Below are 771 nucleotides of genomic sequence, written 5' to 3'. Positions count from 1 at the left end.
ACACCGATCCGATTCGGTATCGCCGCCCCAATCCTGACGGTCAGTTCTCCGGTAACATCCTTGGTGAGGCAATGCGTGATGGCTTCGTCGATGTCCTGGTCGGTTGGCTTCGGATTGTCCTTCAACAGCGCCGCCACCGCCATGATCATGCCGGTCTGGCAATAGCCGCATTGCGGCACGTCGTGCTCGATCCAGGCAAGCTGCACCTTGTGCAGCTTGCCATCAGCGGCAAGGCCCTCGATGGTCGTGATTTCCTTGCCATCAGCTTCGCTGACGAGCACGCCGCAGGAGCGCATCGCCACGCCGTCGACATGAACGGTGCAGGCGCCGCATTGCGCGATGCCGCAGCCATATTTGGTGCCGGTCAGTCCAATGTTTTCGCGAATCGCCCAGAGCAGCGGCGTATCCGGCTCGACATCGACTTCGATTTTCTTGCCGTTGATTGTGAGGTTAGCCATCGCAGTCCCCATTTTGATCCAGTTCCACAACTGGATCTCGCTGCGAGTGTGAACCGGGCGCTAGAACGATTCAAATCAAGAAAATGCGTAGGCGGCGAGGCAGGAACAAACCGGATGATGCGGTGTTCTTGATTTCTTGTGCCTAGAGCATTTTCGGTTCTGATTGAATCAGAGCCGAAGCTCGAGATTCTTGTTTTGACGCGTTTTCTTCACGCGAACCGGTTTCCACTTCGCTGGAAAACGCTCTAGGCCGTGTGGACTCTTGGGATTCTCAAATCAGATTGAACGTGATTCAAGGCTTTCTTTTAGGAGG

1 protein-coding gene is annotated in these 771 nt (G+C 55.4%); it reads right to left on the bottom strand.

Translation table 11 applies throughout. The annotated features are described in order from the left end of the window. A partial coding sequence (locus tag AAFX91_RS42125; RefSeq protein WP_394570403.1) for a (2Fe-2S)-binding protein occupies positions 1-458 on the bottom strand: 458 nt, incomplete at its 3' end. Positions 459-771 lie beyond the last annotated feature (313 nt).

It is taken from the genome of Bradyrhizobium sp. 31Argb, assembly GCF_043638955.1.
GTDB lineage: Bacteria > Pseudomonadota > Alphaproteobacteria > Rhizobiales > Xanthobacteraceae > Bradyrhizobium.
Note: the sequence above shows the minus strand (reverse complement) of the source record. Positions and strands in the feature narration are given on the sequence as shown.